This window comes from Paenibacillus taichungensis (assembly GCF_047302525.1).
In the GTDB taxonomy this organism is placed as follows: Bacteria; Bacillota; Bacilli; order Paenibacillales; family Paenibacillaceae; genus Paenibacillus; species Paenibacillus taichungensis_B.
The window spans coordinates 3,594,225-3,619,876 of sequence record NZ_CP168020.1 but is presented as its reverse complement, the minus strand read 5'-3'; the positions used below and the strand labels follow the sequence as shown (position 1 = coordinate 3,619,876).

Below are 25,652 nucleotides of genomic sequence, written 5' to 3'. Positions count from 1 at the left end.
ATGAGAAACTGCAATTTGGAAGGAAAGGTAGATTATTGAGATATACAGCGTTCAATTACTATTTTAGCCTGAAGAAGGTAACAAGATATGGATCTTTTTCGGATTCAAAGAGAGATTATCATAGTCAGGAAATCGAAGTACAAAGGAGGAGCAAAATTAAGTATGAGATTCGTTCTGCAGAAATTGGAAAGCCGTATCCGAGAACTGGCTGGACTAAGATATCGTGAAAGTCGGACATTGGGTGACGTCTACATCGTTCCGGATGTGAGAGATTTGCATGAAGCGCGTCAGCAATTGGAAGGTGGAGTAGCGGTTCATGTTGGTGACCGCTGGGGAGGTAGAGACCGATATGCCTGGTTTATTACAGACGTCGAATTCCCTCCATACTGGAAGGGACAGGATGTGATCGGTCTCATTAAGCTTGGGGAAACAAGCGGTGGTAACACCAGAGGGTATGAAGCACAGGTTTATCTGAAAGGGGAGCCGCTGCAGGCGTTGGACCGAAATCATGCGGAGCTATTTTTCCCGAAAGACGCAGTGGAGGAAGGCCGTGTGGAACTTGCTATTTATGCGTGGAGCGGACTGAAGGTGCCAGATGGGCGCACCCCGTTTGATCACCGAATCGATTTGCTAAGCATCGCGGTACTTGATGCGGCAGTGGATGACTTGTATTATACGTCCTTGCATATGCTTCAGACCGTGGAGCAGCTGGACGAACGCCAACTGGAAAGACATGAGCTTACGGACGCGCTGGAAGCGGCATTTCGCCAGTTGGACTGGAGCAGACCTGGTTCGGAAGTTTTTTACGCATCCGCGGTACAGGCCTGCCAAACGCTGCGAAAGCGGCTTGAAGCGGTCCCGCGCGGACCCCGTCCACAGATTACGGCAGTCGGACACTGCCACATCGACGTAGCCTGGCTTTGGCGCCTGCACCATACGCGCGAGAAGTCTGGACGCTCGTTCTCAACGGTGCTCATGCTGATGGAGCGTTTTCCGGAATATGTGTTCCTGCAATCACAGCCGCAGCTTTATGCCTACTTGAAGAAGGATTTTCCTGCGCTGTATGCCAAAATCAAGGATCGCGTGCAGAGTGGAAACTGGGAAGCTACCGGTGCCATGTGGCTGGAGTCGGACTGCAACATTCCGTCTGGCGAATCGCTGGTCCGTCAGCTTCTGATTGGCAAACGTTTTTTCCGCGATGAATTCGGCGTAGACAACAGGGTACTGTGGCTCCCGGACGTGTTCGGCTACAGCTGGGCGCTTCCACAGATTCTGAAGAAAAGTGGCGTTGATTATTTCATGACGACCAAAATCAGTTGGAGCCAATACAACCGTTTCCCTTACGATACGTTTACATGGAGGGGGATCGACGGAACAGAGATTCTGACACATTACATTACGACGCCTGATAATGGCGATAACTCGTACTATACGTACAATGGAAATGTGACCGGTGCTTCAGTTCAAGGTTTATGGAACAACTACCGCCAGAAGGATATGAATAATGAGCTGCTACTGGCCTATGGCTGGGGTGACGGGGGTGGAGGACCCACCCGTGATATGCTGGAGGCTGTACGGCGGTATGAGGATATGCCTGGTGCTCCTCAGGTTAAGACAGGGGGAGCGGAAGATTTTTTTGTGAAGCTTGAGAAACAGGTCAAGGATCAGCCGCAGCTTCACTTATGGGATGGCGAGTTGTATCTCGAATCCCATCGCGGAACGTACACCTCCCAGGCCTACAATAAGCGCATGAACCGCCGGATGGAGATGCTGTTGCATCACGCGGAATTCCTGAATATGTTCGCGCTTGTGCTGAATCCGGAGCATGCCTACCTGTCGGTTCAGCTGAATGACAGTTGGGAGATCGTGCTGCGTAACCAGTTTCATGACATTATTCCTGGATCTTCGATTTATGAGGTGTATGAGGACAGCAGAATCGAATACGAGGAATCGGAACGGCTCGCACTTGCTGCGATTGAACAAGGACTTGGCAGTTTTGGTTTGAATCGAACAATGGACTGCGAAGCGGGGGAAAAGGGGATACCTGTCCGCATCTTTAATGCACTTGGCTGGAAACGTTCATTCCATGCGGAAGTCGATATAAATGACGCAGTGAAGTATACATGGTATACAGCAGAGGGATTTAAGCTGGATGCTCAAATAGTAGCAAGTGAAACTGCTGATCTGACAGCTTTAAACAGGGTGCTTGTGGCAGTTCGGGATGTACCGGCTTACGGTTATACGACTATTTATGGACGGGACGAAGCAGAGCAGGAGCAGGAGGATTTGGCGTTGGATAACTGGTACGAGGCTCCAGTTCTTGAATCCTGGAGTATTAATGTCGATCACCTTGAGACCCCCTACTACAGCATTCGCCTGAACGATTTAGGTCAGATCGCTTCGCTCTATGATAAACAGGCGAGACGTGAGGTACTGAAGAAGGGACAGCCAGCTAACATACTGCAGGTATTCGAAGATAAGCCAATGGCGCATGACGCCTGGGATATTGACATTTACTATCAGGATAAAATGACCGTTGTGGACAGACTGCAGGAACTGACAGTGCTGGAAGATGGACCGCTGCGGGGAGTGCTGAAACTGCTGTACAGCTATGAGAGTTCTACGATCGAGCAATATTTGATCGTGTACCGCGATCACCCGCGTATTGATTTCAAAACCCAAGTGGATTGGCATGAGCATCAGCAGCTACTGAAAACAGCCTTCCCTGTGGATATCCGCTCGACCAAAGCGACGTATGAAATCCAGTTCGGCAATGTGGAGAGGCCGACACACTGGAACACGAGCTGGGATTATGCCCGTTTCGAATCAGTTGCTCAGCGGTGGGTAGATCTATCAGAAGGTGGATATGGGGTTAGTCTGCTGAACGACTGCAAATATGGGCATGACATTCGCAATCACGTTATACGTTTGAGTTTGATAAAATCCGCCATATACCCGGATAACAATGCCGATCAGGGATTGCATGAGTTCACTTACTCTCTGTTTCCGCACAATAGGGGATGGTATGAAGCAGGAACACATCAGACAGCGTGCGAACTGAATGCACCACTGATCGCAGCTGTTGTGCAAGGTAGCTCCCATACTCCAGAAGAGCTTGGAATGATAAAGACAGACGCCCGTAATGTCATGATCGACACGGTCAAAAAGGCTGAAGATGGCAAGACGTTGATTGTGCGCCTGTATGAATTCGGAGGGATCCGTACGAAAACGTCTGTAACGGTTGAACCGTACCTAGGTCAACTGTGCTCGGTAGAGGAAACCGATCTTATGGAGGAGCATCCAACTGCATTACCTTTCGATTGCCAGCAGATCGAATTGTCTTTGGCGCCTTATGAGATCAAGACGTTGAGCATTGCCATTTCTTAAAATGAAAGAGGGGGATATAGAAACGTCCCATTTTCAAAATTTGATAGCCGTAGCGGAATTTTAAAAGACAAAAAGCTGAAAAGTGCAAGGAAATGCAGCTTTTTGAAATTTACAGGTTCACGGCGGCTATTTTACCATGAAGGAGCAAGAGAAGATCTGAAAATGGGGAGGGTTAAAGATGAGGAAGAGGAAGAAATGGATGGTAATGATGATGTTAGGTGCTTGGATCGTCGGACTCGGAAGTGTAGTTGTTCCGTTAACGACGGCAAAAGCTGCGGCAGGTCCGCAGACAGCACAGCTGAAGTTAATGACATTTAATGTACGCAACCTGCATGGGGATGATGGCACTGTAAACTCTTGGGATAACCGCAAAGACAGGGCTGTGAATGTCATCAATTCATTTGGTCCCGATATTATCGGCATGCAGGAAGCCTATGCTGTGCAAATCGATTACTTTGTAAGTCATCTTAACGGAAACTACCAATCCGTGGGTACATCGAGATATGGAAACAAGACGGATGAGTACTCCAACATTGTATATCGAGCAGATAAATTTCAGGTGTTGGAGTCAGGTCAATTCTGGCTTAGTGAAACGCCCGATGTCGTCGGAAGTCGTAGTTCATATGATACGAAATGGCCTCGGATATGTACTTGGGCTAAATTCCAGGCCAAAGACGATCCGAGGACCGTCTTCTATTATTTCAATACCCACTTTTCTTTGAACAGCAGCGCCCGGGCACTATCGTCTCAGTTGATATTAAACAGGGTTTCGGAGTATGTCACCTCCCCGGATACGCCTGTATTTATTGGAGGAGATCTTAATTCGCCACAAACGGAGAGCGCTTACTCCATAATTGAGCAGTCGGATTTTAGCGATGTCTGGACCCAAAGCGGGCATAACTTCAACAATGCTTCTACCGTCAGCAACTACAACGGTAACACGACAGATCACCATATTGACTGGATTTTTCAGCGTGGTGCAGGAACTGTTGAATCAATGGAGATTAACCGCTATAACGAGAATGGATTATATCCATCGGATCACTATCCGGTACAGTTGACTATTCAAATCCCTCGCACAGGCAAAGCGCTCCCTAGTGGCTACGTTAATGTTGCAGCAAAGGGAACCGCCAGTGCGGATGGTTATGTGCAGGGAGAAGCACCCAATAAAGCTATTGACGGAACTGTTCTTGGTAACAGCAAATGGTGTTCAACCGGTCCCGAGCCGCATTGGCTGCAGATTGATCTCGGGAAGAAATATAATCTGTACCGGTTTGTAGTGAAGCATGCGGCAGCGGGAGGTGAGACGCCGAGCATCAATACCCGCGACTTCAAAATCCAGGTCAGCGATAATGGAAGTACATGGAGCGACGCGGCATCCGTGACGGGAAATACGCGGGATGTTACTCTGCATGATGTCAATACCTTCGGGAGATACATCCGCGTATATATTACGGACGCCGGGGTGCTCAGCACCGATACGTCGGCGCGGATCTATGAACTAGAGGCTTACGGACTGAATAAGGGTGCAGTGTTCTATAAGGATGGGAGCTATGGTGGATATGCGGTGACACTGGCGCCAGGAAGCTACACTCTTGCAGCGCTACGAGAAGCGGGCATCCAAAATGATGATATTACGTCGCTGCGCGTCTTCGGCGGAGTTACCGTGGAATTATATGAACATGACAACTTTCAGGGAGCCAAACTGGTCCGAACAGAGGATGATTCTTCTTTAACTCCAGAAGGATGGAGCGACAGAACTCCCTCAATCAAAATCAATTGAGGAAATGAACATAGTAGAACTGTTCAAGGATGTGTCAACATTATAAGTCGCGTAAAGCGGCTTGTTTTGTTTTTGTAGGAGTAACGGAAAGACGGGATAAGAGGTTTCTTGGCTACAAACGATGAACTACTTCTATTCGATACTTTGAAAAAGGTGGTCGTATCTCCGAAAATAGGCGCACCATTATTAGTAATAATAGCATCTAAATATGGTTGTGTAGGATCTGGATTAACCGTTGCTTCAGCGTTAATTGATATCGTTATCTGATAGATCCCACTTACCCCTACCACTAACCCGTTGCCTGAAGGGCTCACAGTAATGATTGGTACATAAGGCTTCATCGGCAGTTTTGAGGTTTTGAGTTTCCTTTTTCGTTTTGTATAGGAACATACTATCGCTGATATATAGTCTATCCGTCAGCATTAATATTAGTTTTCAACTAAGGGAAGCAAATCAACTTGTTGGAAATGAGTCCAGTTGGATCAAATTTTATTACAAAGCCTTCTCACCCTCGATAGCTTTATTCCGTTCATACTCTCATAAAAGATTTCATAAATTGATAATAAAATAATCATTATGTAACAAGTTAAAGGAAGCCACAGACTCTTTACATGAGAAATTCAAGAGAGGAGGGGCTATGTTGAAAGGTTATCCTATGTATCCCTACATCGGCTGGCGGACTAAGACCGTTATGGAGCCAGTGGCATTTCCGCCGCAGCACCAAGATCAGATACCCGGTTTGGAGTACTTGATGGAACCCAGGCCTATTTTTGATAATCCCGGTTATGTCGGCAGTGGTAAGCTAAGAGGAAAAACCGCCATCATTACCGGCGGTGATAGCGGATTCGGCCGCGCTATCGCGGTGGCATATGCCAAAGAAGGAGCCAATTTGACGCTCGTCTATTTGAATGAGCACAGGGATGCCGAAGAGACACAACGGTACGTTGAGCAATTCGGGGTTCGTTGCCTGATCCTGCCTCGCGATCTTCGCAATCCGGCTGCCTCGTCCGAAATTGTGGCGGAGACAATACACCATTATCAAAGGCTGGACATTTTGGTCAGCAACGCCGCCGTTCAGCCGTACACACCCAGCATTCTGGACGTTTCGGACGAACAACTGGAAAATACGTTTCGAACGAACGTCTTTCCTATGTTTTATTTGACGAAAGCTGCCATACCTTTTCTTAATCCGGCCAGCGCGATCATCTGTACGACTTCAAGGGTGGCCTATGAGGGTAACAAAAACGCCATTGACTATTCGGCGACCAAAGGAGCTATTGTATCCTTCATTCGTACGATGGCCATATCGCTCGCGGACAAGGGAATCAGGGTTAATGGAGTTGCTCCAGGGCCTGGCTGGACGCCTCTTACAGTGAGCTCTTGGCCTGCTGAGATGGTGAGTACATGGGGCGTCGACAGCCCGTTCGGTCGTGCAGTGCAGCCATTCGAGGTGGCGCCAGCCTACGTCTATTTGGCGGCCAGCGATTCCATGTTTGTGACCGGCCAAGTGTTGCACGTAAATGGAGGAGTGATTCGATATTCATAATCGTCACGGGGGGCTACCATTCAGATAGCCATTGCTATGGTTGAAAATTCACCATCCACTTGATAGATCAGATCTTGATTCGAGAAATTGATAACAGCAGGTAGCAACGATGTATCAACAGATAGGGCTAATCGATATATAAGTGAGGAAAAAGAAAAGGTTAATCAAACCTATCGACAGCAAATTCATTTAACGCCACCGATCGGCTGAATGAATGATCCAAACGGATTTGTTGCCATCAACGGTGAATTTCGTTTGCGAGTTTCATATCCCCAAAAGTCAGGATGAAAGTTTTCGATTAGGCAATGCTCATCACTAGCAAGTGGAAGTTTGGTATATTGCAGGTGAGCGGAAAGTCGTATTATCGAGAGAGCAGATAGGACATTGCATTCAGGGGCGTGAACCTGATTATCGGGAGTTTCGAGAGTTTCGAGAGTACATCCGCCTATCCTCCTTCTCCGAGAACATGGAAACGGAAAAGGGCAAGGTCTTCAGGACCTGCTCTTTTTCGTTTCCTTTTTGAATCCCTCTTTGATTCATATTTCCGAAAAATTGATAAAGTTTGAACGGGTTAGATTTCGATAATGGGACGGCGTTATTCCTTCGTTTGAGCGAAAAGCCTTACTGAAGTGGGCAGCAGAGGAATAGTGGAGCTTCTCCGCAATTTTTTCTATGGACAGAGTGGAGTTCTGAAGCTCGTTTTTGGCATGTCGCATTAGGGTTTTGGATAGATATTCCTTGGGTGAAATGCCATAAATGAGCTTGAAGCATTCACATAAATAAGATCTGGAAACACCCAGTTGTGAAGCAAGATCGTGAATCCTTACTCCATCTAGTGCCTGAAGTTCGAATTGATAGGCAGCGTTGTGGGCAATTTCGATTTGTGCAGGTGTTGCTATGGAAAGATGGTTCCAATTGCATTCCTGAAGGAAATACTCCGCAATCTGACCGATTAAATCCAAAACTTTGGATTGCATCCGTAACAGCGCGACGGAAGAGGTTAACCTGGTTTTGGTGACGGTGTCTTTTTCGCCAGCTTGCAGAAACAACTCTTTATATTCCTTCATAAATTGATCGACCCATTTCTCTAAAGAAACTGCCTGCAGCTGACCTGACCGAACAACTGGATCCTCAATCATTTGGAAAATGGAGCGAACTTGCTGATTGGTTAAATCGAAATGAAAAACGAACAATTCAGTTTCTTCTCCAAGGGGGGGAGTATGGTGTTGCAGACCTTGTTTAATAATCAGAAAATCGCCACGTTGTAGAGAATAGGTGGCTCCGTTAATCCATTGTACAATCGAGCCCTTGGCGCAATAAATAAATTCGTAGAAAAAATGCCTGCAATTAGAGTTGCTCCAGCCTTTCTCAAAGCAACCATAGTGGAAGGTATCAAGGAGAATATCGTTGTATAAGTTTGGGATATGGAATACATGCTGCATTAATTCGCCCCGCGTTATTTTGGAATGGTTTCGTTTCTGACATAAAGTATACTACAAAAGTATAAGTGGAGATCACTTTTTTGGGTGGTTGCTAGGTTGTAGACATGGTACGTTTGGATCAGGTTCAGAAAAGATCTTAAAGAAAGGGCTGACTCACTAAATGGATCGAAAGCTACAGCTTCAACAATCTCCGGAATGGACCGATGATTTAATCATCTATGAAATTCCAACGAAATCCTTCACTTCTCCCAATGGACCGGAAAGCGGGACCTTCGCCAGCTTGAAGGAAAAACTAGAATATTTGAAAGATCTCGGAATCACCGGAATTTGGCTCACAGGGCATTCACTTAGCCACCCTGATCATTTCTACAACATTTGGAACCAATATGCGGTGATTCAGCATGATAAGCTAGATCCTTCTTTGGGGGGAGAAGAAGAATTCCTAGCTTTGATTGAGGAAGCCCACCACAACGGGATCAAAGTGTTCCTGGACGTCATTACCCATGGGGTTATGAGTGACAGTCCGCTGATCGAGGCCCATCCGGAATGGTTCAAGGGCGGATCGTGGGGAATGACGGATTTCGATTGGTTTGGCGACCATGAAGATCTAGATGATTGGTGGGTGAAGGTGTGGGTTGACTATGTGCAGAAATTCGGTATCGATGGTTTCAGGCTGGACGTTGCCACATACCGTTTCGATCTCTGGGCACGAATCCGGAGCCAATGTTCGGCGCTTGGACATCCGATTGTCATTATTCCTGAGAAAGGACCCGCCGTGCAAGGAGTTACTGATTTTCTACAGCACGGCTTCCGAATCAGCAACAATCATTATGGTCTTCAGGAGCAGAGCCGAGTTTTGTCTGATTTGCCATCATATCTCCAACTGGTTAACCGTCTTCAACCGAATATGTTTCAGGTCAAGGTGCTGTATGAGGATGATTCGGAAGCTGGTAGCGGACCTGAACATGATTATGTACTTACCCTTGCAGTCGAAGGGAAAGAAACGAAACCAGTTCCATCTGACGGACGGCATGAGGGGTATGAAAGGGAATATTTCTTACTTTCGATACGAGGAATTGATCCGTCGAAGCAAATCAAGCAGTTGTTTGTGATGGATTATGATAGCAACGAGTGGCAGTTGGAGAATACTTTATTTCCTGATTACCGGATTCACCGGAGTGAGCGGCAGGGGGAAGTCATTCTACTGTCCCTTCCCATGCGCCTCCCAACGGGTCAGAAGATATCCTTCCAACTGAGCTGCCACGATGACGGATGGGAAGGATACCCTGAGGAGAAAACTCCTTACGTCGCCCAAGGCAAACGAAGTGTTTTTGGATATTCTTTCATCTTCGCTCCGGCTATCCCGGTGTTTATGGCTGGAGAGGAATTTGATGCACAATATCGGCCTCTCCCTCAGTTAAGTCCCCACTTGTTTGGTGGACAGGATGCGGGATGTGGCAAATGGCTCTATGGCAGTTGGATAGATTGGAGCCAGCTAGAACAAGAGAAGCACAGGGCCATGCTGGAAGATGTGAAGCAAATGATCAGGTTACGCAAGAAATATCGTTCGGTTATCAAGCCACTTCAACTCGGAAAGGATAACGGGAATAGCCAACCGCAATCTGCACAACACCAATCCCTCGATAATCTTCCTGTTCCTTACTATTATCAAACTCCAACAGGGTATTTACTTATTGCGAGTAATCCTTACCATGACAAGGACTCAGACATCTCGGTGACCATTCCGGATTTTTCGGACAATAGGATCTACAAGGTAACGGATGAGTGGAATGGTGTGTATAGTTTCCGTCTGACCGGTAAGCAAATAAAGGAACGCCAATGGAGGATCAAGAGAGATCAAACACCTCGGGGCGGGTTAATGGTTCTTTTCATAGAACCATTGGAGAGTGAAAGTGAGTCGAGAGCAGCGACCGAATAGCTAGCTACCCATTTACCAATTGAAAATAAGTGAATGCATATAATGGCCGGATTGTTGAACTAACGTAGAAACGATAGCTCAATAGAACCAAGAAGGCAGCCGATCAACGTGATCGACTGTCTTTTTGGTTTAACGTCTTCTTTGTACTGATGCTTATCTTAATAATTTTCTCCGCGATAGTAGCGCTCCAGTTTGTTATCCAAATGAACGAGCTGCGCTTTTTTCTCCTCGATATCTTCCAGCAGCTTTTGCCTTTGATCTTGAATCAGTTTGGTTCTTTCCGGTAGGGTTGAGGTTCCTTCATTTACCTTGTCATAATACGTTTTGATGTCCTCCACACTCATCCCGGTTTCGCGAAGACATTTGATAAAAACCAGCCAGTTCAGATCATCTTCCGTATAAAGACGGTTATTCTGCTCACTTCGCGCAGCAGGCTTCAACAGTCCCTTTCTTTCATAAAAACGGATCGCTCCGATAGTGATCTCGACTTTCTTCGCTACTTCTCCAATCGTTAACATGCTAACCCTCTTTTATCAAAATTAATTGTTGACCTACACTAAGTGTAGCATAGTAACTTATACATTGTTAATGAAATCAAATTAGAGAAAAGAGGATTCGCATGAAGAAGACCGCTTTTGTAACTGGAGGAAATAAAGGAATCGGATTCGAAATCGTTAAGCAGTTAGGTCAAGCCGGCTGGAAAGTCGTCCTTGGTGCACGCAGCGCCGAACGGGGCGAAGCGGCTGTTTCCGAGTTAACTTCGAAGGGGTTAGACATAGAATTTGTGCATATCGACATGAGTGACTTGAAAACCATCGAAAGGGCGGCCGATACGATTGCCAAGGATTATCCGGACTTAAAGCTTCTGATCAATAATGCGGGTATGCCCGGTGCTTTCTCCCGTTCTTTTACGGATACCAAAGAGGAGGATCTGAGGAACGCTTTCGAAGTCAACTTTTTCGGAACCTTCCGGCTGAACCAGCGTTTGTTCCCGTTAATCAAAGATAACGAAGGCACAATCGTTAATGTATCCACTGACATGGCTTCTCTGGATCATATGCAAAATGCTGGATTTGCTTTAAACGCATTCGACTATAACTCATCCAAAACAGCCAACAACGCCATGACAGTTTCGATGGCTTATGAACTGAAAAGCAGTAGGGCTCAAGTATTTGCGGTAACGCCTGGATTCACATCAACAGACCTTAACGGCAATGCTGAAGGCGGTAAATCAAAAGAAGCGGCCGCTGCGATTATCGTGGGTTATGCGACAGATGGCGAACATCATAACGGCGAATTCTTGAATGAGCAAGGCGTGTACGCCTGGTAATCCACATCTGTCAAAACACTGCAATTTCTACACACATTTCGAAATATACAAAGAGGCAACAACGTCAATAACTTCACTGACAGCCAGTTGTCAGTGAAGTTATTTTATAATAATGACTATCATTGATTATCTAGATGGATGATTGATCTCACTTGATAAATTTTGATCATTTAAAGGAGGAGCGATAGTAAGGGGACCGGTGATAAACTTTGTATCAGGTGATCGATGCGGAAGTATATTGGATCCTTTTGGAGTAAGATGGTCTATTATGACTCGGATTGAAGATTTGTCAGAAGAAGAAAATAGCCGGAGAGTCGCTGAATGGTCCAAAAGCTTTAGCGTAGAATAGATACAATAATCCTAAGTATGCAGCAACCCGCTAATATCTGAAATATGAAAGTATATGCCTCATGGAGCGGGTTAATTTTATTCATACTCGTTTTTTATATACTCTCATTGCTAAGATATATGCTACAAGCAAGATCCCCACACACCACGCAAGAGCGATCCATATATCATCGCCGACCGGCTGACCTAACATTAGTGCACGGATAGCTTCCACAATCGAGGTTACCGGTTGGTTTTCGGCAAAGGCGCGAACGACTGAAGGCATCGACTCGGTTGGCACAAATGCAGAGCTGATAAAAGGCAGGAATATAATAGGGTAGGAGAAGGCACTTGCGCCGTCAACGGATTTGGCGGACAGTCCGGCAATCACTGCGACCCAGGTTAATGCCAGCGTAAACAGAGCGAGTATACCCGCTACGCCAAGCCAAGAAAGTACCACTGCAGATGAACGAAAGCCCATGATCAACGCAACCAGTAGGATGACGACAACCGATATGACGTTAGAAACCAGCGAAGTCAGTACATGCCCCCACAGTAAGGTAGAACGTGAAATCGGCATGGAGTGAAACCGCTCGAATATGCCCCGCTGCACATCGATAAACAGACGGTAAGCCGTGTAGGATATACCGCTAGCAATAGCAATCAGCAGTATGCCGGGCAACAGGTAATTCACATAGTTGTCCGTTCCAGTTTGAATGGCACCGCCAAATACGTAAACGAACAGCAGCATAAATGCGATTGGCATAATGGTGACCGTAATGATGGTGTCCATACTGCGGAAAATATGGCGCAAGGAACGTCCAAGCATAACGCTCATGTCGCTAAAAAAGTGTTTTTTTACCGTTTCCATTTAGTTTTCCTCCTTTTTGCTAATGATTGCGAGGAATATATCCTCCAAAGTCGGCTGTTTTTCGATATACTCCACCTTTGCGGACGGGATCAACTTTTTAAGATCCGAGAGTGTTCCGCTGGCGATAATCCTGCCCTCATGCAGAATGGCAATTCGGTCGGCAAGCTGCTCAGCTTCCTCCAAATACTGCGTGGTCAGGAATACCGTCGTGCCACCATCGGCAAGCTCCTTTACAATCTTCCATACCTCGATACGTGCCTCGGGGTCAAGTCCGGTAGTTGGCTCGTCGAGGAAAATGATCTGCGGTTTTCCCACAAGGCTCAAGGCGATGTCGAGCCTGCGGCGCATACCACCAGAATAAGTCGACACCCTGCGGTCGGCGGCTTCTGTCAGGCCGAAGCGTTTGAGCAAATCGTCCGCAACCTGACGCGGATTTTGGAGGTATCGAAGTTTGGCAATCATGATCAGATTTTCTCGCCCGGTCAAAATTTCGTCTACGGCGGCAAATTGCCCTGTCAAGCTGATTGCCTGCCGCACATTGTCGGGTTTTGTTGCAACATCGAATCCGTTTACGGTGGCGGTTCCGCTGTCTTTTTGGAGCAGCGTGGTCAGGATTTTTACAACTGTTGTTTTGCCCGCACCATTGGAGCCGAGTAGGGCGAAGATACTACCTTTTTCCACCTCGAAGTCTACGCCCTTGAGGACGTGTAGTTGCTTGTAGGACTTCTGCAGATCAATCACTTGAATGGACTTGTTTGGCATGTTATCCCTCCTTATATAACCGTAACTTTTGACAAATTAGCATCCATGCCTTTAAGGGCGGCATAAGTCAGTTTATCCATCATCGCGCCGTCAAAGCAGACGGTTTTGATAATACGATAATATTTTTTAGACCATGCAGACGTTGGAAAAGATACATTTTTGAGGGTCGCGTTCTTAAACGAAACCTCGTTCAGTGCCACCTTGTCAAACTTGACGCCGATGAAGGTTTGCCCGTCAAAACACAACCCTCCCAGATCGGATGATTTGAACTCGACGCCATTAAAGATACAGTTTTCAAAAATTGTTTTTCGAAGATCAGTCAAGGAGAACGTGACGTCGGTCAGTCTTACAGCTGTGAATTTTGCTCGGTCCAGTCCCGACTTGCTGAAGGTAGTGCGTACAAGGATCGATTGATTGAAGCTTACATTTGAAAGGTCAAGTGTGGAGAGGATGCAATCAGTCAGGTTTGCACCGTCAAAATTGGCATCCCGCACATCGCTGCTTGCAAAAGAGCTGCCGGTTAAGTCCGCGTTCGTGAAATTAGAACCTCGCAACGCGCTAGACTTAAATTGTCCTTTATGCGCGATAACGCCAGCAAAGTCGCTCGTTGGCAGGTTACTCGCGCTAAAGTTTGTCACCACCTGCCGCTCCAGCGAGCGGGAGAGGTTGGCAACCTCCTGTACTGTTTGCTCAATATCGCCGATGCTCTCGATGGTCATCTCAAAAGCAGTCTCATCATCCTTGCCCTCGGCTTTGAGATCACGGAATCGCTCCAGCAAATCGGAGTGCAGGTCTGCTTTTAATTCAGTGACGCTTTTTACCCCATCGTACGGTGCGAAAACGCCGTTCAAATAGCTGGTCAATTTCTCATTCATAACCTCAACACTCCTTATAATAAGTTTTCAAGAACGCGCTTGGCGTACTCCCAGTTGTCTTTGTTGCTGTCATACGTTGTCTTACCCTTTTCGGTAATCCTAAAATATTTACGACGTCCACCTTGAGATTCATCGCCCCAATACCACTCGATATCGTCCTCCGCTTCAAGTCGCCGAACGCTGGAGTACATTGTGGCTTCTTTTAATTCGTACTCACCGCCCGAGCGCTCAGCAATCATTTTGACAATCTCGTATCCATATCTGTCAGCTTCGGATAAGAGCCGTAAAATCATCGTATCGGTATGTCCGCGTAGTAGGTCGGATGTAATTTTGTTCTGGCTCATTTAATCACCTCGCAACTGTATAATACGACACACTACCTTGACTGTCAAGGTACTTTTACAAGCAAATTACTTTGTTTGAAATTTTGATTTTTCAGAACGATATTTAAAGGGGATTCACTTTCCTGAATGAGCCGGAACTTCGCTTTAATTTTAGCAGGCGTATGCGGGTTTAATTGGTTAATTTTAGCGTTATCAAACTAAGACAAAATTCGCTGAAGTAATGTAAAGTTACTCTAACTAATTACAGCTGTGCTGGCGGAGGATAGGACGAAGTATGAGAAAGTTTTTGAGTGAGCAGTCATAAAAATGGAGGTATCGTTCATTTGCAAATTAAGCAAGTTCCCTTGTTCTTTGAAGGGAAGGCGAATGGTATTTTTGTTGCGGGCGGCGACGAGTGAGCCAGCATGGGTCAGGAAGATCGTTAATGTTGGACGATAGCATACAGATGAGATTTCTCGTTCCAGTTATGGAAATACTAAAGAGAGTATGACATCGGATTTGCTCAAGGATTATTCCTTAGTCATCCAAAACACAATGTTAACCATCAGCAATGATGAGCTTGCCTTGATAAGAAAATAAAAATCGTTCTGTCGTGGGTTGTTATTCGCAAGCCAATGCTTTATATTGACATAAGAGTAGGTCAAAAATAAAAGAGGTGAGCGGACGATATGACTCCACGCACGAAGGAACAAAACGAAGAGATCCGGCTGCGGCGTCTGGCGCAAATCCGTAAAGCCGCTGCCGATGTGTTTCTGAATAAAGGGCCTTTACTTGAAATTCGGGATGTGGCCGTTCAGGCGGGACTCGGGTATGGCACGGTATACCACTATTACAGCAATAAGGGCGATTTGCTCCACGATCTCCTGTGGGACGCTTTGGAGCGGGCCGGGGAATGGCCTGAGGCCCCGCGCACCTCGGCTTTGGGAGAGGAGCTAGCGGGCGGGCATTTCGACTTGGCTGCTGTGGATTCCCGAAGCCGAAGCCACGAAACGCCCGCTTCCGCAGAGCTTGGCACCGTCGCCGCAGCCAGCGTCCGGCTTCTGCAGCTTTGGGCGGAGGACCACGCCCTATACCTGCTGTATAAGCTGGCTCTTGAGGGCTTTGCCTCGCTACCTGAAGCACGCTCGACCAAGCTCACGGCTGCTTTTCAGGATGAGGTGCTCGCGCCGTTTGCTGCGCTGGTGGACACCGGGCGTGCGGCGGACGAGGATGCTGCTTTCGGCGGAAACGCGGCGGAGCAGCCGTATCGGCTACAGCGTGCGGAAATGCTGGTGGCCGCCTTGGTTGGCTGCGCCTCGCTTTCGCTGCGCCGCAAAAAGCTGCACGAAGAGGCAAGGGATATCGTCCGGTTTTTAAAATTATAGGATGCATAAGGAGTGAATGAACAAAAGATGATCATTATAAAATCACCTAGGGAAATCGAAGAGATGAAGCCGGCGAGCCAAATCGTTGCGGACTGCTACCGCAAGGTGACCAAACTGATTGAGCCTGGGATAACCACGCTAGAAATCAATGATTTTGTTGCCAGCCATATCACCAAGATGGGTGGCAAGCAGTTTACGAAAGGGTATAACGGTTTCCCCGCCGAAACCTGCATTTCCATTAACGATGTGGTGGCTCACGGGATTCCTTCGAACCGCGTACTCATGGACGGCGACTTGCTTAAACTCGACATCGTCGTGGAATACGGGGGATGGTTCGGCGATTCGTGCATGAGCTATGCGGTGGGCAATATTCGGCCGGAAGTGAAAAAATTAATGAAGGTGACAAAGGAATGCTTGGATCTGGGGATTGCCCGGGCTATACCCGGGGGGCGGCTCGGCGACATAACGTCGGCGATTCAACAGCATGCGGAAGCACACGGGTATTCGGTCGTACGCGATCTGCTGGCGCACGGGATCGGACGGAGCTTGCACGAGGAGCCGACCTATGAGCATATCGGCGTAGCCGGCAAAGGCATTCGATTAAAGGAAGGTATGGTGTTTACGATTGAACCGATGATTAACGAAGGTACGTTCCGTATCACGATAGACGACGATCGGTGGACGGCGAGAACGGCCGACGGCAAGTTGTCGGCGCAATATGAGCATACGATCGCAATCACGCTGGACGGACCGCTGATTTTAACGGCTCAGTAAGATTAAATGCGAACGGACGTTTTAGTAAATAGGTCGCCAACCTACCAGCTGATCCTGACGTAAATTCGTAAACGAAAACGACGAAAAAGAGTGGAGGCAGCTTGGGACCAGGGAAGTTTTTTTACAGGTTAGTAAATTTACGAATCTAAGAAAACCGCGTTGTTATGCGGTTTTTTTATTATGACTTGGATATCATCTCCAGGTTAGAGCAATTGTTAAGTGTTAGAATCATTAGTAATATAGGAGAATACTAGCCATACTTAATACTTAAGTTACATGGGGATTTCTTACAAGGAGGTAACTTACAATGCATTATGACGTAATTGTAATTGGAGCAGGTTCGATGGGGATGGCGGCTGGTTATTTTTTATCCAAGAGTGGGAAAAGTACATTATTAATAGATTCCTTTAACCCGCCCCATAACAAAGGCAGTCATCACGGAGAGACGAGAATCATTAGACACGCGTATGGTGAAGGTGAAAATTATGTTCCGTTGGCGCTCAAGGCTCAAGAATTATGGAATGACTTAGAGAAAGTGTCGGGAAAACAATTATTTCTCCCTACTGGGGTTCTAAACGTGGGTTACGAGAAAACAGATTTTATCCAAAATATCATTTCAAGCTCAAAAACCTATTCATTACCACTTGAGATTTTAGATTCCATTGAAGTAAATAAGCGTTGGCCAGGCATCACTTTACCGAACAACTACATTGGTTGCTACGAACCAACCTCAGGAGTGTTGAAATGTGAGGAATGCATTGAAGCATATCGAGAACTCACAGAGCAAAACGGAGCTACCATCATAACCAATAGTAAAGTAAAAGAAATCATGGTTCATGGTAAAAGAGTTACCATCAAGACCGATAATCAAACTTTTAGTGCTAATGCGTTAGTAGTTTCAGCAGGAGCCTGGTCAGGAAGTCTCCTTTCCATGTTGGATCTAAATCTTCCTCTTAATCCTATAAGAAAAACATTTGCTTGGTTTGATACTAATGAAGATTTATATAATCATAAGGAGTTCCCAGCCTTTTCGTTTGAGACATCTCACGGACATTATTATGGTTTTCCAAGCATCGATGGTTCTGGATTAAAAGTAGGCCGACATGATGGAGGAGATACAATCAATCCAGATGAAGCCATCCTGGGATTTGGTGAACTAGAGGAAGACACGACAGATCCAAAACAATTTTTACATCACTATATGCCCTCTGCACAAGATTTGAAGTTCGGTAAAACGTGTATGTATACAATGACTCCTGATGAAGATTTCATTATCGATACACATCCTAACTATCCTAACGTTGCCATTGCATCAGGTTTCTCAGGACATGGCTTTAAATTTAGTAGTGTAGTTGGACAGATTTTAAGTGAGTTGATTATATCAGGGAAAACGGAACATAATATTTCTCCATTTTCAATCAATCGGTTTTAATAAAAATTGTTAAACTATCAAGGTAACTATGGCTTAACAATTACGATAACTAACAAGGCTGCCGACATAAATCGGCAGCCTTGTTAGTTATCGGGCAGGATACTCCAAAACCCCTAATAAGAACCCATTAAAGAGAAACTTCATGTGTGAGCATTACGCTTTTCATCATCCACTATCTGATTAAAATCCAGCATATTAAAATTTGAATTGACAATATAGGGTAGGGGGCTATACTATGTAGTTGTCGGCAAGGGAAATTTTTGTAATAATTTTGATCTCGCTTTTGACGGCCGTCAGAGCAAAAAAAAGATATATACAAGGAGAGTATACTTATGATGAATCAAGCTCTTTCTCTGCCGGATCCAAGGCGTTGGAAAGCACTGGCTTTGTTATGCATTGCAAATTTTATGGTTATTATGGACACCTCAATTATTGGGGTTGCGCTGCCGGCAATCAAAGAAGCGCTCGGATATACACAGGCTAATTTGCAATGGGTATTTAATGCATATGTCATTTTCTTTGGCGGTTTGCTGTTACTCGGTGGGCGTTTGTCCGATCTGTTTGGGCAGCGGCGCATGTTCATGTGGGGATTTTCGATCCTAACGTTAGCTTCTTTGCTTGCAGGTGTGGCTTGGAACGAGGAGTCGCTTAACATCGGGCGTGCATTGCAAGGATTTGGTTCCGCATTAATTGCCCCCTCAGCATTAACCATAGTCATGATGTTGTTTAGTGGTAACCCCAAAGAGTTAGGTAAAGCATTAGGGTTTTGGGGTGCTTCTGCTGCTGCCGGCGGATCAGCTGGTGTATTTCTAGGAGGTGTCATAACCGAGTGGTTAAGCTGGGAATGGACATTTCTGATTAATGTACCGATCGGCATCGTCGCCATGCTTGTAGCCCCTAGAATTTTATCAAAAGGGGTTCGAAGAAAAGGAAGCATCGATGTTATCGGCTCTATCTCCGTAACAGCCTCATTGGTATTGGTGGTGTACGGCATTGTTACTGCTGAACACAATGGATGGAGCGCACCGACTACCGTATGGACACTAGTTTTGGGGGCCGTATTGTTTATTCTGTTCTTAATCATTCAGGCTGTAAAAAAAGAACCGCTTATTCCGCTCAGGATCTTTAAGGCGCCAAACTTGGCTGCAGGTAATATCGCACTCATTATGCTGTCCGCCGCTTGGATTCCGTTATGGTTTTTCCTTAATCTCTATTTGCAGCAAGTATTGAAGTTTTCTGCTTTCGCAGGTGGACTTGGTTTGCTACCTATGACCATACTTATTGCCATATGTATGATTTTCGTTTCCGGTAAATTGATCGGAAAAATTGGCGTGAAAGCCAATGTGGTTATCGGATTGATAGCCCTTGGAGGATCGTTATTACTCTTTGCAACAAACACGCCGGTTGATGGTAATTTCGCAACACATGTACTTCCAGCCTCACTGCTAGGCGCGCTTGGTATGTCGCTTGCTTATATTCCGGCTACCATGTCTGCCATGTCGGGAGCCAAGCCGGAAGAGTCAGGGCTCGCATCCGGGCTTGCCAATACAAGCTATCAGATCGGCTCAGCGATAAGTCTGGCCATCATGGTTGCGATTGCTGCATCAAGAACAGCTTCCCAAGCTGGTGCTGATCAGTTAATTGCGTTGAACGAAGGGTTTCAGCAAGCGTTCCTATGGTCAGGAATTATCGCTATCGCAGGTGCTATCCTGGCAATTCTGTTTATCCGCTCTCCCAAGTCGGGTAAACAAACGGGCGTATAGTTATAACTTTGTATAGGGTAATGGGTATAGATAATCTTTTATGAGGAGGTGAGCTATGTGCACATGGATACAGAAATGCTTGAACATGAAGGCGGAAATGATTCGAGTTGCTGCTCTGCTGATGGAACACCAAGAAAAAGTCATCATTCGGATAAAGTAAAAAAACAGTATACTAAGCCGATTGAATCGGATCGAGGGGCAAGTACGCGGCATTAAAGGACTCATTGAAAAAGATACGTATTGCGATGGCGTACTGACCCAAATCTCCTCGGTACAATCGGCTTTGAATGGGGTCGGAAAGCTCTTATTGGAGCATCATCTCAAAAGCTGTGTCGTCGAGCGGATCCAAGAAGGGGACTCCGAGGTGTTAACAGAGCTTATGGTAACCATGAATAAGTTAATAAAATAAACTTGGGATACTACTCACACCTTTTTCTTTTTTTTGTTAATATAGGGTATAGGGTAGATGGGTATGGTAAAAATATACTGACTCAATATAGGGTGGGTTGGTATACTAAAAATGCTTAAGAAGAGTTGGTGGATGATATTGGATACGAAGGAATCAATATATTCATTTCCTAAAAATCAAGAATCAAATTACCTGACTCTGAAGGATCGACTCTCCATCCAGATGAGATTGAATCGAATTGAAGGACAGGTTCGCGGAGTACAGAGGCAAATGGAACGGGATGATTATTGTGATCAAATCTTAAACCAGGTCGAGGCTATCCATTCCGCTTTGAGCGCAGTCGGTATATTGCTCATGTCGAATCATTTGAAGTCATACGCGGCAAGCGCCGACTCAAAGCATAGCGAATCCATCGCACAAGAAATGCTAAAAACAATGTCTATTTTGGTCAATCGAAAGGAAGAGGAAAAATAAAAAAACATTACACTTCAAAATATTAAAAATTACTATTGAACAGGAGAGAATATTCAAAATGCAAAGAAAAATGATGCTTATTTTAACAGTTGTTTTGGTCCTCGGTGTGCTGTCTGCATGCGGTACCTCCAAAAAAAATGAAAATTCAGCAACTCCAAGTACTGGCCATGGAGAGCACGGTGACCATGATACTAAGGAACAACCAGCAAATAGCCTTAAAGCGTCATTTTCATTTGCATCTGGAACAGTGAAAGCAACCGAAAATTCAGATTTGAATATTCAAATTATGGATTCCGATGGCAATTCAGTAAATGAGTTCGAATGGAGTCATGAAAAATTGATGCACCTTATTGTGGTTAGTAAAGACCTCTCTTACTTTAACCACATTCATCCTGATTATAATACAAATGGAAATTTTGCGATTAAAACATCGTTTCCAAATGGAGGTGAGTACAAAGTCTTTTCAGATTTTGTGCCAAAAGGTGGAGCGAGTACCACACTCAGTGAGTGGGTGGAAGTAGAGGGAGAAGAAAAAGTGCAGGAGCCTATAGAAGCTGATACAAAGCTTGTGAAAGTTGCTGATGGCAAAGAAGTTGAACTTACCTTAAGCAGCACAACGGCGAAAGACGAAGTCACACTTACGTTTAATATGGTTGACGCGCAAACGAAGAAAGACATTAGCGATCTAGAGCAATATCTGGGTGCTGTAGGACATGTCGTTATATTATCAGATGATGCGGAGCAATATCTCCATGTTCATCCAGTGGACGAAAAAGGGACTGGTCCGAAAGCAGAGTTTATGACTTCCTTTCCGAAAAGTGGAACCTATAAAATATGGGGTCAATTTCAGCATCAAGGGCAAGTTTTTACTGTACCTTTCGTAGTCGATATCGAGTGATTCGTTAAGTTTGAACTGAGGAGAGGAAGAATTGTGGTTGAAAAAATCAAAATTGCCATAAGCCCAGTGATTCAACTTGGCGGTAGCTTGTTCACGCCAAACCAACTTGTAAAAATTGGAAATAGCGTAGGAACAGATGCTAAAGTGGAAATGACCACTTTCAAACAGCTCTATGCAGAAGTGCCGATCGAGCAAAGAGAAACAATCAAGGAAGAACTTGAGCGTATTGGCCTTGAAGTGAATCCTGCGGGGTTTGTAACCAAAAGTCTAATTGCCTGCAATTTCTGTAAAGGTGCCGAAGAAGCTGGGCTTAAAACAGCAAAAACATTGAATAAAGCAATAGCTGGCATCGAGACACCTGCACCGCTAAAAATCGGCTATGCGGGTTGCGCGTTAGGTACCAGCGAACCGCTGATTAAGGATATCGGCGTTATCAAAATGCGCGATAAGTTTGATATTTACGTTGGCGGTGAATCGAAGGGACTTAAAACGTCCTTCGCCAAATTGCTTCGTTCAGAAATCACGGAAGATCAGCTTATTTGGGCTGTTACAGGCATCATTGATTTTTATAAAGAACAGGCAAAAGGCAAGGAAAAGTTCAGCAAATTCGTAAAACGGATTTCGCTTGAGCAGTTGCAACAGATTGCAGAGGAATCCATTGAAAGGAGGTGAAAACTATGAAAGAGGCAAGCCTTCAAGTACAAGGCATGACTTGCCGTTCTTGTGTTCCTAGAATTGAAAGTGCGATCAATGAAATCGGAGCTGAAGGGCAAGTGAATTTTGAGCAGGGCACGATAGATGTTCGGTTTGACGAAGAAAAAATTCAGATTTCCGAAATTGAGGAAGCCATTCGGAAAAAGGGTTATAACGTTCTGGTGTGACAGTGAGCATCCAAACCTGTGCTGCTATGACTATAATTTTGCCAAACGCCATTATAAAGTACAGTTTATCTGGATTTCATTGGTTTTGAGGATCTAACTGAAATTTGTGGTGTAATGAGCAAACCCGGTCGAAGCTCGACCGGGTTTGCTCAATTATACTAAATTTCACTGAATTAAATCATTCCGCTGTGAATGGAAAGGGTACGCTTTTGTATGAGCAGTAACTCAAAAGCTCATCATGGAGCGAGTTCAAGAGAGAGTGACGATGAAACAAAAGAGAAAGCATGTTGACTATTATAGGGTAGGGGGGTATACTATATTTAAGAAGGGCGTTAATAAATATATCAGAACGAAGGGATGAGGAAAAATGAAAAACATTACACTTCAAGTTGAAGGTATGAGCTGCCAACATTGCGTCAACTCCATTGAAGGCGCACTTAAAGAAATAGGGGCTAAAGGGAAGGTTGATCTTAAGAAGAACACAGTGGATGTGTCGTTTGATGAAATTCAAATAACAATCGATCGAATTAAGGAGACCGTAGAAGATCAGGGATACGACGTGGTGTAAGTCAATTGACAACGAGGGAGTGAATCTTTGTGGAATCAACAGCCGCTCAGAATAAGCAATCAACTTTGCAAATTACTGGTATGACTTGCGCCGCTTGCGCAAACCGAATTGAGAAAGGCCTCAATAAAATGGAAGGAGTCTCTTCAGCTAACGTAAACTTTGCGTTGGAAAAAGCAAATGTAACGTACGATCCGGTAAAAGTGGATAGGAATACTCTAGAGGAAACCATTAAAAAGCTTGGATACGGCACTGTTACGGAAGTTGCGCAGTTTAATCTCGAAGGCATGACGTGTGCTGCTTGTGCTAACAAAATCGAAAAGGGACTAAGCAAGTTGCCAGGCGTTACAAATGCGACTGTAAACTTCGCGATGGAAACGGCTCGCGTGGAGTATTCATCGGGCGATGTCACGATTGAGGATATGCAAAACAAAGTCAAAAAGCTTGGCTATAAAGCCATGATCAAGCAGGAGAATCAAAATGCGGATGACCACCGTCTTAATGAAATACGTCAGCAGAAACGGAAATTGTTAATTTCGGCGATTTTCTCCTTCCCGCTGTTATGGACGATGGTTGCTCACTTTTCGTTTACCTCATGGATGTACATGCCAGATTTTCTGATGAATCCTTGGGTTCAACTTATTTTGGCCACTCCGGTGCAATTTTATATTGGTAAACAGTTTTATGTAGGCGCATATAAGGCGCTGCGCAATCGCAGTGCGAATATGGACGTTCTGGTTTCACTTGGAACCTCCGCTGCTTATTTCTACAGCCTGTACTTGACCCTCGATTGGTATGCGATGGGTGACAGTATGCATCATGGACCGTCCTTGTACTACGAGACAAGTGCAGTTCTGATTACGTTGGTCATTATGGGGAAACTTTTCGAAGCAAACGCGAAAGGCCGGACCTCCGAAGCAATTAAATCCTTGATGGGATTACAAGCGAAAACGGCTTTGGTCATTCGCGATGGCAAAGAGCTGACGATTCCGGTGGATGAAGTCATCGTAGGGGATGTCGTTCTTGTCCGTCCAGGGGATAAACTGCCGGTGGATGGAGAAGTGCTTGAGGGCGTGTCGTCGGTAGACGAATCCATGCTTACGGGCGAAAGTCTCCCTGTGGAGAAGAAAGCCGGAGATGCGGTTATTGGAGCCACGATTAATAAAAACGGTATTCTTCGAATCAAAGCAACGAAAGTCGGCAAAGAAACGGCGCTTGCGCAAATTATCAAAGTTGTGGAAGAAGCACAAGGCTCCAAAGCACCAATTCAACGGGTAGCGGATATAATCTCGGGTATATTTGTTCCAATTGTTGTTGGCATCGCGGTCGTTGCTTTCCTGGTGTGGTATTTCCTCGTGACACCCAACGATTTCGCAGGAGCTTTGGAAAAAGCAATTGCCATACTGGTTATTGCTTGCCCATGTGCGCTTGGATTGGCAACTCCGACGTCAATCATGGCGGGATCGGGACGCGCGGCTGAACTTGGTATTTTGTTTAAGGGTGGAGAACATCTGGAACAGACCCATAAGATCGATGCGATCATTCTCGACAAAACCGGTACGGTAACAAAAGGCAAGCCCGAACTGACAGATGTATTAGCTGAAGGTAACGAGTCAGAATTCCTAAGACTGGTCGGCGCGGCGGAGAAAAATTCGGAGCATCCGCTTGCGGAAGCGATCGTGGTAGGCATCCAGGAAAGAAATATTGAGCTGCCGAGAACAGAATCGTTCGAAGCCATTCCAGGATTCGGAATCAAGGCCGTTGTAGAAGGGAAACAATTACTGATTGGTACACGCCGATTGATGGAAAAGTATAAAGTTAACGCGAAGGCAGCTTACGAACCGATGTCTCGTTTAGAGGAGTCAGGCAAGACAGCCATGCTGGTTGCGATTGATGATCGATATGCAGGTATGGTTGCTGTGGCGGATACAATTAAGGAAACGTCCAAAGCTGCAGTGAGTCGTCTAAAAGAGATGGGAATTCAGGTCATCATGATTACTGGCGACAATGAACGGACAGCTAAAGCCATCGCGGCTCAAGTGGGTATTGACCATGTACGGGCTGAGGTTTTGCCTGAAGGAAAAGCAGAAGAAGTGAAAAAACTACAAGCTCAAGGCAAAAAAGTGGCGATGGTCGGAGACGGTATCAATGATGCGCCGGCCCTTGCGACGGCAGACATTGGTATGGCAATTGGCACAGGGACAGATGTAGCCATGGAAGCTGCAGATGTTACCCTTATGCGCGGAGACCTGTCCAGCATTCCTGATGCGATTTACATGAGCCGTAAGACCATGAGAAATATTAAGCAAAACCTGTTTTGGGCGCTTGGTTATAACACACTAGGGATTCCAATTGCTGCGATTGGTTTGTTAGCACCGTGGGTTGCCGGTGCAGCGATGGCAATGAGTTCGGTTTCCGTTGTTCTTAACGCGCTTCGTTTGCAACGTGTGAAAATACGAAACTAAATAGGATCAGATTGGAGCGAT

At 45.6% G+C, this 25,652-nt stretch carries 21 protein-coding genes and 2 pseudogenes; 17 read left to right on the top strand and 6 right to left on the bottom strand.

From position 1 onward, the window contains the following. Nucleotides 1–162 precede the first annotated feature (162 nt). From ACDJ58_RS16100 to ACDJ58_RS16090, 3 genes are all read left to right on the top strand, one after another. Complete coding sequence (locus ACDJ58_RS16100; RefSeq protein ID WP_413371885.1) at nucleotides 163–3,387, top strand: alpha-mannosidase; 3,225 nt, start codon at nucleotides 163–165, stop codon at nucleotides 3,385–3,387. A 178-nt stretch (nucleotides 3,388–3,565) separates the two neighbouring features. After that, on the top strand, nucleotides 3,566–5,170 hold the full coding sequence (locus tag ACDJ58_RS16095) for a discoidin domain-containing protein (RefSeq protein ID WP_413371884.1): 1,605 nt from the start codon (nucleotides 3,566–3,568) through the stop codon (nucleotides 5,168–5,170). 637 nt (nucleotides 5,171–5,807) lie between these two features. Beyond that, nucleotides 5,808–6,716 carry an SDR family oxidoreductase gene (locus ACDJ58_RS16090; RefSeq protein ID WP_413371883.1) on the top strand — a complete coding sequence of 303 codons (909 nt, stop codon included), beginning with the start codon at nucleotides 5,808–5,810 and terminating at the stop codon, nucleotides 6,714–6,716. A 536-nt stretch (nucleotides 6,717–7,252) separates the two neighbouring features. Here the strand turns inward: ACDJ58_RS16090 and ACDJ58_RS16085 are convergent. After that, on the bottom strand, nucleotides 7,253–8,158 hold the full coding sequence (locus ACDJ58_RS16085; RefSeq protein ID WP_413371881.1) for an AraC family transcriptional regulator: 906 nt from the start codon (nucleotides 8,156–8,158) through the stop codon (nucleotides 7,253–7,255). Between the two features lie 160 nt (nucleotides 8,159–8,318). On the opposite strand from ACDJ58_RS16085, the gene ACDJ58_RS16080 reads away from it, so the two are divergent. Next, nucleotides 8,319–10,097, top strand: coding sequence for an alpha-amylase family glycosyl hydrolase (locus ACDJ58_RS16080; RefSeq protein ID WP_413371880.1), 1,779 nt, complete (start codon nucleotides 8,319–8,321; stop codon nucleotides 10,095–10,097). A gap of 158 nt (nucleotides 10,098–10,255) precedes the next feature. Here the strand turns inward: ACDJ58_RS16080 and ACDJ58_RS16075 are convergent, their stop codons facing one another. Further along, nucleotides 10,256–10,615, bottom strand: coding sequence for a MerR family transcriptional regulator (locus ACDJ58_RS16075; protein ID WP_413371879.1), 360 nt, complete (start codon nucleotides 10,613–10,615; stop codon nucleotides 10,256–10,258). 101 nt (nucleotides 10,616–10,716) lie between these two features. Between ACDJ58_RS16075 and ACDJ58_RS16070 the strand changes: the two genes are divergently transcribed. Then, entirely contained in the window at nucleotides 10,717–11,427 is a 711-nt protein-coding gene (locus ACDJ58_RS16070) for an SDR family NAD(P)-dependent oxidoreductase (RefSeq protein WP_413371878.1), read from the top strand. A gap of 178 nt (nucleotides 11,428–11,605) precedes the next feature. Next, nucleotides 11,606–11,776, top strand: a pseudogene (locus tag ACDJ58_RS16065) (VOC family protein); the annotation flags it as partial. An 81-nt stretch (nucleotides 11,777–11,857) separates the two neighbouring features. On the opposite strand, the gene ACDJ58_RS16060 reads toward ACDJ58_RS16065, so the two are convergent. From ACDJ58_RS16060 to ACDJ58_RS16045, 4 genes are read right to left on the bottom strand one after another with little or no spacing between them, the layout of a single operon-like run. Then, nucleotides 11,858–12,625 carry an ABC transporter permease gene (locus ACDJ58_RS16060; protein ID WP_413371876.1) on the bottom strand — a complete coding sequence of 256 codons (768 nt, stop codon included), beginning with the start codon at nucleotides 12,623–12,625 and terminating at the stop codon, nucleotides 11,858–11,860. Beyond that, nucleotides 12,626–13,387 carry an ABC transporter ATP-binding protein gene (locus ACDJ58_RS16055; RefSeq protein WP_413371875.1) on the bottom strand — a complete coding sequence of 254 codons (762 nt, stop codon included), beginning with the start codon at nucleotides 13,385–13,387 and terminating at the stop codon, nucleotides 12,626–12,628. An 11-nt stretch (nucleotides 13,388–13,398) separates the two neighbouring features. Then, nucleotides 13,399–14,262, bottom strand: coding sequence for a pentapeptide repeat-containing protein (locus tag ACDJ58_RS16050; protein ID WP_413371873.1), 864 nt, complete (start codon nucleotides 14,260–14,262; stop codon nucleotides 13,399–13,401). Nucleotides 14,263–14,276: 14 nt separating this feature from the next. Next, nucleotides 14,277–14,606 (bottom strand): PadR family transcriptional regulator, encoded by a 330-nt coding sequence (locus ACDJ58_RS16045; protein WP_413371872.1) that lies wholly within the window; start codon nucleotides 14,604–14,606, stop codon nucleotides 14,277–14,279. A gap of 668 nt (nucleotides 14,607–15,274) precedes the next feature. Between ACDJ58_RS16045 and ACDJ58_RS16040 the strand changes: the two genes are divergently transcribed. The 11 genes and pseudogenes from ACDJ58_RS16040 (at nucleotide 15,275) to ACDJ58_RS15990 (ending at nucleotide 25,631) form a co-directional block, all read left to right on the top strand. Next, entirely contained in the window at nucleotides 15,275–15,970 is a 696-nt protein-coding gene (locus ACDJ58_RS16040; protein WP_413371871.1) for a TetR/AcrR family transcriptional regulator, read from the top strand. A gap of 27 nt (nucleotides 15,971–15,997) precedes the next feature. Beyond that, on the top strand, nucleotides 15,998–16,744 hold the full coding sequence (gene map, locus ACDJ58_RS16035) for a type I methionyl aminopeptidase (RefSeq protein WP_413379690.1): 747 nt from the start codon (nucleotides 15,998–16,000) through the stop codon (nucleotides 16,742–16,744). A 307-nt stretch (nucleotides 16,745–17,051) separates the two neighbouring features. Then, nucleotides 17,052–18,176, top strand: a complete 1,125-nt coding sequence (solA, locus tag ACDJ58_RS16030; protein WP_413371870.1) for an N-methyl-L-tryptophan oxidase — start codon at nucleotides 17,052–17,054, stop codon at nucleotides 18,174–18,176. 332 nt (nucleotides 18,177–18,508) lie between these two features. Next, on the top strand, nucleotides 18,509–19,939 hold the full coding sequence (locus ACDJ58_RS16025) for an MFS transporter (RefSeq protein ID WP_413371869.1): 1,431 nt from the start codon (nucleotides 18,509–18,511) through the stop codon (nucleotides 19,937–19,939). 75 nt (nucleotides 19,940–20,014) lie between these two features. Then, a pseudogene (locus ACDJ58_RS16020) lies at nucleotides 20,015–20,348 on the top strand (metal-sensitive transcriptional regulator). Between the two features lie 138 nt (nucleotides 20,349–20,486). Beyond that, on the top strand, nucleotides 20,487–20,822 hold the full coding sequence (locus tag ACDJ58_RS16015; protein ID WP_413371868.1) for a metal-sensitive transcriptional regulator: 336 nt from the start codon (nucleotides 20,487–20,489) through the stop codon (nucleotides 20,820–20,822). A gap of 58 nt (nucleotides 20,823–20,880) precedes the next feature. Further along, complete coding sequence (locus ACDJ58_RS16010) at nucleotides 20,881–21,720, top strand: hypothetical protein (RefSeq protein ID WP_413371867.1); 840 nt, start codon at nucleotides 20,881–20,883, stop codon at nucleotides 21,718–21,720. Between the two features lie 33 nt (nucleotides 21,721–21,753). Beyond that, on the top strand, nucleotides 21,754–22,392 hold the full coding sequence (locus ACDJ58_RS16005) for a nitrite reductase (RefSeq protein WP_413371866.1): 639 nt from the start codon (nucleotides 21,754–21,756) through the stop codon (nucleotides 22,390–22,392). Between the two features lie 5 nt (nucleotides 22,393–22,397). Beyond that, complete coding sequence (locus tag ACDJ58_RS16000; RefSeq protein ID WP_413371864.1) at nucleotides 22,398–22,601, top strand: heavy-metal-associated domain-containing protein; 204 nt, start codon at nucleotides 22,398–22,400, stop codon at nucleotides 22,599–22,601. 367 nt (nucleotides 22,602–22,968) lie between these two features. Further along, nucleotides 22,969–23,169 carry a copper ion binding protein gene (locus tag ACDJ58_RS15995; protein ID WP_413371863.1) on the top strand — a complete coding sequence of 67 codons (201 nt, stop codon included), beginning with the start codon at nucleotides 22,969–22,971 and terminating at the stop codon, nucleotides 23,167–23,169. A gap of 29 nt (nucleotides 23,170–23,198) precedes the next feature. Further along, nucleotides 23,199–25,631, top strand: coding sequence for a heavy metal translocating P-type ATPase (locus ACDJ58_RS15990; RefSeq protein WP_413371862.1), 2,433 nt, complete (start codon nucleotides 23,199–23,201; stop codon nucleotides 25,629–25,631). Nucleotides 25,632–25,652 lie beyond the last annotated feature (21 nt).